This is a genomic window from Lactobacillus huangpiensis, assembly GCF_019972815.1.
Classification (GTDB): domain Bacteria; phylum Bacillota; class Bacilli; order Lactobacillales; family Lactobacillaceae; genus Lactobacillus; species Lactobacillus huangpiensis.
Window position 1 is genome coordinate 199,334 of record NZ_BPPA01000006.1, and the last position, 8,318, is coordinate 207,651.

Annotated in this window: 4 protein-coding genes and 27 tRNA genes; all 31 read right to left on the reverse strand. The window is 39.3% G+C overall.

What is annotated here, in order from left to right; all coding sequences use genetic code 11:
* Positions 1–27 precede the first annotated feature (27 nt).
* The 31 genes from LDM90_RS06445 to LDM90_RS06595 all read right to left on the reverse strand — a co-directional run bounded on the left by LDM90_RS06445 (position 28) and on the right by LDM90_RS06595 (position 8,239).
* On the reverse strand, positions 28–2,088 hold the full coding sequence (locus LDM90_RS06445) for an LTA synthase family protein (RefSeq protein WP_223896787.1): 2,061 nt from the start codon (positions 2,086–2,088) through the stop codon (positions 28–30).
* Positions 2,089–2,157: 69 nt separating this feature from the next.
* Complete coding sequence (locus tag LDM90_RS06450; RefSeq protein ID WP_223896786.1) at positions 2,158–3,183, reverse strand: lysylphosphatidylglycerol synthase transmembrane domain-containing protein; 1,026 nt, start codon at positions 3,181–3,183, stop codon at positions 2,158–2,160.
* Positions 3,183–4,226: a glycosyltransferase family 4 protein gene (locus LDM90_RS06455; protein ID WP_198213214.1), complete on the reverse strand. Its 1,044-nt coding sequence runs from the start codon at positions 4,224–4,226 to the stop codon at positions 3,183–3,185. The genes LDM90_RS06450 and LDM90_RS06455 overlap by 1 nt, the downstream gene beginning before the upstream one ends.
* Positions 4,219–5,391 carry a glycosyltransferase family 4 protein gene (locus LDM90_RS06460; protein ID WP_223896785.1) on the reverse strand — a complete coding sequence of 391 codons (1,173 nt, stop codon included), beginning with the start codon at positions 5,389–5,391 and terminating at the stop codon, positions 4,219–4,221. Before LDM90_RS06460 ends, LDM90_RS06455 begins: the two co-directional genes overlap by 8 nt.
* Before the next feature lie 110 nt (positions 5,392–5,501).
* Positions 5,502–5,586, reverse strand: a tRNA-Leu gene (locus tag LDM90_RS06465).
* A 44-nt stretch (positions 5,587–5,630) separates the two neighbouring features.
* Positions 5,631–5,701 (reverse strand) — tRNA-Cys (locus LDM90_RS06470).
* A 23-nt stretch (positions 5,702–5,724) separates the two neighbouring features.
* Positions 5,725–5,796: transfer RNA gene (locus LDM90_RS06475), tRNA-Gln, on the reverse strand.
* A 7-nt stretch (positions 5,797–5,803) separates the two neighbouring features.
* Positions 5,804–5,876: transfer RNA gene (locus LDM90_RS06480), tRNA-His, on the reverse strand.
* 12 nt (positions 5,877–5,888) lie between these two features.
* Positions 5,889–5,959: transfer RNA gene (locus LDM90_RS06485), tRNA-Trp, on the reverse strand.
* A 4-nt stretch (positions 5,960–5,963) separates the two neighbouring features.
* A tRNA-Tyr gene (locus LDM90_RS06490) sits at positions 5,964–6,045 on the reverse strand.
* A 7-nt stretch (positions 6,046–6,052) separates the two neighbouring features.
* Positions 6,053–6,125, reverse strand: a tRNA-Phe gene (locus LDM90_RS06495).
* A gap of 6 nt (positions 6,126–6,131) precedes the next feature.
* A tRNA-Asp gene (locus LDM90_RS06500) sits at positions 6,132–6,205 on the reverse strand.
* A 3-nt stretch (positions 6,206–6,208) separates the two neighbouring features.
* Positions 6,209–6,282, reverse strand: a tRNA-Met gene (locus LDM90_RS06505).
* Positions 6,283–6,292: 10 nt separating this feature from the next.
* Positions 6,293–6,379, reverse strand: a tRNA-Ser gene (locus LDM90_RS06510).
* A 26-nt stretch (positions 6,380–6,405) separates the two neighbouring features.
* Positions 6,406–6,477: transfer RNA gene (locus tag LDM90_RS06515), tRNA-Glu, on the reverse strand.
* Positions 6,478–6,833: 356 nt separating this feature from the next.
* Positions 6,834–6,923: transfer RNA gene (locus LDM90_RS06520), tRNA-Ser, on the reverse strand.
* Positions 6,924–6,927: 4 nt separating this feature from the next.
* A tRNA-Ile gene (locus LDM90_RS06525) sits at positions 6,928–7,001 on the reverse strand.
* Between the two features lie 5 nt (positions 7,002–7,006).
* Positions 7,007–7,077: transfer RNA gene (locus LDM90_RS06530), tRNA-Gly, on the reverse strand.
* A gap of 11 nt (positions 7,078–7,088) precedes the next feature.
* Positions 7,089–7,161 (reverse strand) — tRNA-Phe (locus tag LDM90_RS06535).
* Positions 7,162–7,167: 6 nt separating this feature from the next.
* Positions 7,168–7,241: transfer RNA gene (locus LDM90_RS06540), tRNA-Asp, on the reverse strand.
* Between the two features lie 3 nt (positions 7,242–7,244).
* A tRNA-Met gene (locus LDM90_RS06545) sits at positions 7,245–7,318 on the reverse strand.
* Between the two features lie 39 nt (positions 7,319–7,357).
* Positions 7,358–7,431 (reverse strand) — tRNA-Ile (locus LDM90_RS06550).
* A 13-nt stretch (positions 7,432–7,444) separates the two neighbouring features.
* Positions 7,445–7,518 (reverse strand) — tRNA-Met (locus LDM90_RS06555).
* Between the two features lie 30 nt (positions 7,519–7,548).
* Positions 7,549–7,622 (reverse strand) — tRNA-Pro (locus LDM90_RS06560).
* Positions 7,623–7,628: 6 nt separating this feature from the next.
* Positions 7,629–7,702: transfer RNA gene (locus tag LDM90_RS06565), tRNA-Arg, on the reverse strand.
* Between the two features lie 9 nt (positions 7,703–7,711).
* Positions 7,712–7,797 (reverse strand) — tRNA-Leu (locus tag LDM90_RS06570).
* Between the two features lie 10 nt (positions 7,798–7,807).
* Positions 7,808–7,879 (reverse strand) — tRNA-Gly (locus LDM90_RS06575).
* Between the two features lie 11 nt (positions 7,880–7,890).
* Positions 7,891–7,963 (reverse strand) — tRNA-Thr (locus tag LDM90_RS06580).
* A gap of 32 nt (positions 7,964–7,995) precedes the next feature.
* Positions 7,996–8,077 (reverse strand) — tRNA-Leu (locus LDM90_RS06585).
* A gap of 12 nt (positions 8,078–8,089) precedes the next feature.
* Positions 8,090–8,162 (reverse strand) — tRNA-Lys (locus LDM90_RS06590).
* A gap of 4 nt (positions 8,163–8,166) precedes the next feature.
* Positions 8,167–8,239, reverse strand: a tRNA-Val gene (locus tag LDM90_RS06595).
* Positions 8,240–8,318: the final 79 nt, after the last annotated feature.

Genomic DNA, 8,318 nt, shown 5'->3' on the forward strand with positions numbered 1-8,318 from the left:
AGCACAAAATAGATTTAATTTCGAGTATTATTTTTCGAGTTCAGGTGCATCGGTTTTAAATTTATTTTGCGTTGTTTTTTGGTGATTTTTATACCATAAAGAAGTTTTATTCTTTGCATACAAATTCTTTAATGCTTTTTGTTCATTATAATCATAATCTTGCGGTTTAACCTTTTTAAACCATTTTGGATGATAAAAACGTAAAAGGTTACCTGCTATAACACGATCAGACAATGAAAGCTGTGTTGTTACCTTGTTTGAAATTGCTACTAACTCAGTTTTTAATTTTTTGTCTGGCTGAATTATTTCCTCACCAGTTCTAGTATCATAATATGTACTGCCTACTTTTGCATATAGCGGTGTTATAAAGTCACCATTACGCTGGGCAACTATTTGTGGTGCCCTTTTACTTAATAAATCATGACCAAATTGTATAGTGCCCCTGTTCCTAATTCCAAGCAAATTTAACAATGTTGGCAACACGTCAATTTCTCCACCATAAGTTTTTTTAATGCCGCCTTTTAACCCCTTCATATGAAACATTAAGGGAACACGCTGAAATTTCAGGTTATCAAAATTAGTAAATTCATCCTGGTCCAGAAGCTCTGCACTTGCCTTATGGTGGTTGCCAGAAATACCATAATGATCACCATAAAAAACAAGTAATGTATTTTTATCTAAACCAGTCTTTTTCAACCAACGCATTAATTGCCCTACGGCTTGATCTAAATAATGAGCCGTTTGGACGTAACCATCGACCGTTTCATCACCCGTGTCAGTTTTGTCAATTGATTGATTTTTCTTATCTAAATCATATGGATAATGATTTGTTACAGTAATTAATTTAAGATAAAAAGGTTGCGGCAAACGTTCAATATACTTAATTGATTGCGAGAAGAAAATCTTGTCTTTTAAGCCATAACCAATGTAATACTTAGGTTTATTTTGATAATAAGAAAGAGGCATAAAGTACTCATAGCCAAATTGCTTGTAGGCATTATTACGATTCCAAAAAGAACCGGCTCCACCATGCATAACGGCAGTAGTATATCCACCCTGTTGTTTTAATATTGCAGGAGCACTCTCAAACGTATTTGAAGTGCCATAACTAGACATTGCTGAACCTGATTGTAAACCAAAAAGAGAATTTTCCAGCATCATTTCGGCATCCGAAGTTTTGCCTTGACCTACTTGATTATAAAAATTTGCAAAACTAAGAGTGTTTTTAGAATGATAAAGTTTATTTAGATTAGGAGTAACTTCCTTGCCCTGCCATTTATACCCTATTAGAAACTGCTGAAAACTCTCAAGATGTATAACCAGCACATTTTTGCCCTTTGCAACACCCGTATATGCGCTATTCGGTTTAACGTAGTTAACCTTTAAGTACTTTTTGACAGATTGCAAGTCAGATACGTTAGCCTTTGCCATTTGTTCGCTTGTTTGAGCTGTTTTAAACGCATCATATACTGCATATTCATTCATACCCAAATATTTAACAATATAGCTGTTGTCAAAAGTTCTAGTTAACAAACCTGAGCGGTCTTTTTGAGCCATCAACAAATTAACGCCAATGAGAAGAACTGCAATACCTTCAAGCAAAAGATTAAATCTTAACTTTAATGGTCGTAAATCATATTTAACGACTTTGGCAACCATTAAAAAAATGATAAGAGCAATGTCAATAAAAGCTAAAAAATCTGTTACCCGGGTTATTCCTACAATGCTTTTGCCCAAATTATCAGCAGTTGAGCCGGAAGTTTTAATTATAGACAAAGACAAAAAATTTGAAAACTCGCGATAATAAAGGATATTGGCAAATAACCACAAACTGAGAACAAAATCAATTGCAATCATAATCCAATAGGACTTTCTACCCTTAAAGAAAAGACCAATTCCCAGCAAAAGTAGTCCTGAAGGCAAAGGATTTAAAAATAGCAGAAAATTCTGCATTGCACCCTCGGCACCTAGATTAAATTTTGTTAGATAAATTAAGTATGTTTTAAACCAGAAAGTCACTAAAACAATAGTAAAAAAGCCTAGTTTGGTTTGAGTCAGCCATTGTAGAAAAGACTTAATACGTGTCATCCTATTCTCCTCTCACTAAGCCTATATCTTACCCTTAAGTGCAATTATGCGCAGGTATTTTAATAAAAATTAATCATTTGGTGGGCTTAGCAATTTTTGCGGTTTAAAAATCCAGCCAAAGATTCCTAAGATCATGCCGAAAAAGTACGTGACAAAACGCCACAAGAACATCCCTACGATTAAGGTGCCATTAGATGAAATAAAGGTGGAAAATAAAGTTTGAAAACTATATTCTGCCCCACCTGATGCTCCCGGAATAGGTATAATTGCCATGAACATAATAATCATAATGTTCATTTGAGTTACGCTTGCCCAATCAGCAGAAACATTTAAAGCTACCAGCGTCATATAGGGAATTGAATAAAAACATAACAGTTGTAATACAGTGAGTACTACACACACTAGCAATTTCTTTTTTTCTCTTTTTAGCTTTTGGCTTTCTTCATAAAATGTTTCAATTTTGTCAAGCGTGTTTTTGCGCCATATAGCGACCCGCTCTTGATTAATAAATTTCGCCAGTAAGTTCATTATCCAATTGGCAGCATTTTTAGTCCAATTATAGGCAAACAAAATTGCCAGCAAAAAAGCAATAGAACTAACATGAATTAAAAAGCCGATTGCAATGAAAACAGCTAAACCCGCAAACTTGGTTGCAACCATATGAAAGCCAGTAATAATTGTAGTGACATAAGCTAAAAAAACTACAATTTGATAAATAATAAACTTCATTAGTAGTAAGGATGTTGCCCGACCGCCTTCTATTCCCATTTGAACCATAGCAGCCAATTGCGAAGGCTGTCCACCAGTTGACATAGGAGTGATGGCATTGAAAAGCGCTTGAATCAAAGGAATTCTAAAAAAAGACCATTTTGAACGTTTAGGTTCATTTTTGCGTTTGGTAAGAACTGCCAAAATGCTAGCTTCAAAAACATAAGAAAGAAGCATCAAACTAAAAACAGCAACTAATCCAATCAAATTAATATTGCGAGCTGCTTGCTCCAATTGCGCAATTGGAGTTGATCTTAAGTCAACATATAAGACTATGCCACTTATTACAAGAACTATGGCAACGCCCCACAAGTGTTTTTTATTCATTAGCGGATTTGTCCCAGCTCACGACCAATTTCATACTGTTCGTGATAAAAATCATCCCATATGTGGGCTAAATTAGCTTCAGAATATTTTTCACTGGCTTCATCGGATAACTTGCTATATTTATTTAAAATTGCAGTATCGTGAGCAGCTGCTTGTAATTGCTGATTCATTTCAGTAAAATTGCTGCCCTTGAGGTAGTAACCACTAATTATTGCCTGATATAAATCGAGATCGCGCAACAAAACTGGCGTACCACAACTAAAGGCCTCTAAAACAGACATAGGAAACAGCTCATCATAAGACGGCAAAACAAAAAGATCTGCAATATTGAGGTAGTCAACTAATTTCTGTCGATCAATGATTCCCGTAAATTTAAGATTATGTGGCGGATTTTCGACCAATTTTTTAAAATGATCATAACCATCAGTTATTTTGCCAAAAGAAAAGCCTCCGGCCCAAATAAATTGCATCTCAGGATTTGCCTCAGCCAATTTGGCAAAGTCATCAACACCTTTACGAGCTTGTACTTGACCATCACCGAAAACCACAAATTTATTAAGTGGTATACCTAATTGATGCCTAAATGAATTCTTTTTTTCCTGACTTTCTGAATAAAACTCATTCTTCGATACAAAGTTGGGAATATACTTCACATTTTCACGCTTAATACCATATTTAACTAACTTATCAATAAAAATCGGATTAACAACTACGATCTCATCCATCCGTTTATAAAAATCTATTACATACTTATAAAAAATATTTTTTGCCAATGATGGCAATTTAACTGATCCTTCAAGCGTTTCCGGCAAAAAGTGAACATAACCAATTTTGCGTCCACGTGCTGGTGAAAAGCTGTTAGCAAAATAAGTTGGATTTACCGTATGATAATGTGTCAGATCACTTTTGCCATACTTGTTGTTAGTGACATAAAACTTATCGACCAAGTGTGTTCTAAGTAATCTTATCAGCTCCGTATAAGCAGAACCGACTCCCTGTCCTTTTACTGAGGCAGCTTGTGAAAACATATTAATTCTAATCATTTGTCTCCTCTTTGAGATCCTTTTGATAATTTGAAATTGTGTCTTGATAAAATTGATAAACTGAACTGGCAAATTTTTGAGCAGAGATTTGATCCATTTTTGCAGCTAATTTATCATGTGGGATTTGTTTTCTCCCTTTTCTTAAGTAGAATAGTATTTCATTTAACATTTCGCCAGGACCATGAAAGACTTTGCCAAATTCTTCATCATCAAAAACATGCTCAGTATAGTCTGTATCATAAACGACGCATCTTGTGCCTGAAGCCAGGGCTTCAATATATGTCAGACCTTGAGTTTCCGTATCACTGGCCGAAACAAACAAATCAGCCATTTTATAGTATGAACCAACATCATCATGAGGTATATCCCCAGTAAATATTACACTATCTTCCAATGTTAATCTTTCAACCTGTTCTTGCAAAACTTCCATATCTGGTCCATCGCCAGCAATTACTAGACGTGTTTTTGGAAACTCATCAATAATTTCTGGCATTGCATTCAGAATGCGGTCAATTTTCTTTTCTTCCGCAACTCTGCTCAAAGTTAACAATACTGGTACATCGTCTGGTATATCTAACTCTTTGCGAACGTCAACTGTCTCAAGCTTATTTAAGCTATTTATGTCCACTCCAGTTGGAATAACTCTCATAGGTATGTTTACTCTATAACGCTTTAAAAGTGCTTCTACACGCTTACTGGGAGCTATAACGCCATCCATATTTTTTAAGTAGGCATTAGTAAATTGCTTAACATGATATGGTCTAAGCAAATGTCCATTTAAAACGTAGTGCAGGTAATCTTCATACATAGTATGGTAAGTATGAATTGCCGGAATTTTCAATTGGTGGGCAACGTACTTCCCTATCATACCCAAAGCAAATTCGGTTTGGGTATGAACAATATCCAATTTAACTTCACGAGCAACTTTTGTAGCTTCAAAAAAACCTCTAAACGCAACACGTCTATCAGTAAACGAAATAAAGGGAACGCTGCTGAAACGGAATATGTTAGCCTCAACTGTCCCTTTTTTTATATGAGGATCGGTAGTAGTAAAAATAAAAACATTATGACCCTGCTCCTCAAGAGCATCCTTTAAGGTTTTAATTGATGTTGCAACACCACTTAATTGTGGAAAATATGAATCGGTAAAGATACCTATATTCATCTTAAATACCTCCATAAAAGGTATTATAAAGATTACACATAACTTGTGCAATTTTTATAGAAAAAATTAACAATACAAAAGCAGCTCTCACACGAGAGCTGCTCAGTAAATAGCGGTGATCGGGGTCGAACCGATACGTCCTAAACGGACACCAGATTTTGAGTCTGGCGCGTCTGCCAATTCCGCCACACCGCCATAATAATATGTTTTAATTAACAGTTCAATGAGTGAACCGATAAAGGCGGGGATCGGATTTGAACCGACGATTAAGGTTTTGCAGACCTCTGCCTTACCACTTGGCTACACCGCCATCGAATTTTATTAATAAATAGATTGGGATAGCTGGATTCGAACCAGCGCATAATAGAGTCAAAGTCTAGTGCCTTACCGCTTGGCTATATCCCAATGCTAGGGCGGAATATGGGATTCGAACCCATGTATGCCGGATCCACAAACCGGTGTGTTAACCCCTTCACCAATTCCGCCATGAAGGTAAACAGGGATAGTAGGAATTGAACCCACACTAGCGGTTTTGGAGACCGATGTACTACCTTTATACGATATCCCTATTATGGAGGAGGGTGGATTCGAACCGCCGAACTCAGAGAGAGCGGTTTTACAGACCGCCGCGTTTAGCCACTTCGCTACTCCTCCAGGCTGATGGCGCGGGACGGAATCGAACCGCCGACACAAGGAGCTTCAATCCTTTGCTCTACCGACTGAGCTACCGAGCCATCCTACGGTCCATATCAGATTTGAACTGATGATCTTCTCCGTGACAGGGAGACGAGATAAACCACTGCTCCAATGGACCATATTGCGGGAGGTGGATTTGAACCACCGGCCTTCGGGTTATGAGCCCGACGAGCTACCAGACTGCTCCATCCCGCGATTTTAATAAAGGAGGATGTGGGATTTGAACCCACGCACGGCAAGACCGTCTAACGGTTTTCAAAACCGTCCCCTTAAGCCACTTGGGTAATCCTCCAAATGTAAATATACCAAGAATGGTAATGACCCGTACGGGATTTGAACCCATGTTACCGCCGTGAAAGGGCGATGTCTTAACCACTTGACCAACGGGTCATATTTATCGTTCTTACGCCATAAGACGCTTAATTATAATACCGAACTTATTGCCAAAAGTCAATCATTTTTTATTTAGTTAATTCGATAAATCCTTTTAAGTTGCTGAATCACAACGTTATTAATAATACAGGATTATGATTCATCATGCAAGAGTTTTGTGCAAAAAGTTAAACTTTTTTTCATAGGATCGCCAATTAAAATTTTTACTTTTGGCAATACCAATATTGTTATAACATATTTTCAAAAAAGGCTGAATTACAACTCTTTTAAAGATTTAACAACTGATTAAAGTCTATATCTAGTAATTAAAAAGACCGTTAGAACAAAATCTACGGTCTTCTTAATTATATCAGCGGAGACTGAGAGATTCGAACTCTCGCACCAGAATAACCCGATCTACACCCTTAGCAAGGGCGCCTCTTCAGCCACTTGAGTAAGTCTCCACAATGGGCCTAAATGGACTTGAACCATCGACCTCACGCTTATCAGGCGTGCGCTCTAACCAGCTGAGCTATAGGCCCCAAAAAGCGGGTAACGAGAATCGGACTCGCGACTAAAGCTTGGAAGGCTTTCGTTTTACCACTAAACCATACCCGCACTAACATAAATGGCGCGGGACGGAATCGAACCGCCGACACAAGGAGCTTCAATCCTTTGCTCTACCGACTGAGCTACCGAGCCATCCTACGGTCCATATCAGATTTGAACTGATGATCTTCTCCGTGACAGGGAGACGAGATAAACCACTGCTCCAATGGACCATATTGCGGGAGGTGGATTTGAACCACCGGCCTTCGGGTTATGAGCCCGACGAGCTACCAGACTGCTCCATCCCGCGATTTTAAAATATAAAAGTACAAACAAACTCCATACTTTATGGACCTTGTAGGACTCGAACCTACGACAGGACGGTTATGAGCCGTCTGCTCTAACCAACTGAGCTAAAGGTCCAAGCTCTGGGAAATAGCGGCGGGGGGGATCGAACCCTCGACCTCCCGGGTATGAACCGGACGCTCTAGCCAGCTGAGCTACACCGCCAACAATGCAATCATTTTATAAAGATTACAATCGGGAAGACAGGATTCGAACCTGCGACCCCCTGGTCCCAAACCAGGTGCTCTACCAAACTGAGCCACTTCCCGTAATTATGCGCCCTGAAGGATTTGAACCTTCAACCTTCTGATTCGTAGTCAGACACTCTATCCAGTTGCGCTAAGGGCGCATCACTAAATGCCGAGGACCGGAGTCGAACCGGTACGGTTGAAACCAACCGCGGGATTTTAAGTCCCGTGCGTCTGCCAATTCCGCCACCCCGGCAAGTAATGAAAGCGGAAGACGGGATTCGAACCCGCGACCCCCACCATGGCAAGGTGATGTTCTACCACTGAACTACTTCCGCACAATATGTAATGCCGATTATACGATTTGAACGTACGACCCCCTGTTTACAAGACAGATGCTCTACCAACTGAGCTAAATCGGCAAAATGTAAATATGGTATATATTATTGGCGAATACGGGTGGTGGGACTTGAACCCACACGTCCGAAAACACTAGAACCTAAATCTAGCGCGTCTGCCAATTCCGCCACACCCGCAAAATGGGGCCATGAGTCGTGACGGGCTTGAACCGTCGACCCTCTGATTAAAAGTCAGATGCTCTACCAACTGAGCTAACGACTCGAGATGGAGGATACAGGGCTCGAACCTGTGACCTCCTGCTTGTAAGGCAGATGCTCTCCCAGCTGAGCTAATCCTCCATAAGCACGGCAGCGTCCTACCCTCGCAGGCAGTCTCCCACCAACTACTCTCGGCGTGAAGAAGCTTAACTGCTGTGTT

What these genes read in the sequence shown, in the direction of transcription:
- LDM90_RS06445 (WP_223896787.1), bottom strand. Translation starts at nt 2,088, where the DNA reads ATGACACGTATTAAGTCTTTTCTACAATGGCTGACTCAAACCAAACTA.
- LDM90_RS06450 (WP_223896786.1), bottom strand. Translation starts at nt 3,183, where the DNA reads ATGAATAAAAAACACTTGTGGGGCGTTGCCATAGTTCTTGTAATAAGT.
- LDM90_RS06455 (WP_198213214.1), bottom strand. Translation starts at nt 4,226, where the DNA reads ATGATTAGAATTAATATGTTTTCACAAGCTGCCTCAGTAAAAGGACAG.
- LDM90_RS06460 (WP_223896785.1), bottom strand. Translation starts at nt 5,391, where the DNA reads ATGAATATAGGTATCTTTACCGATTCATATTTTCCACAATTAAGTGGT.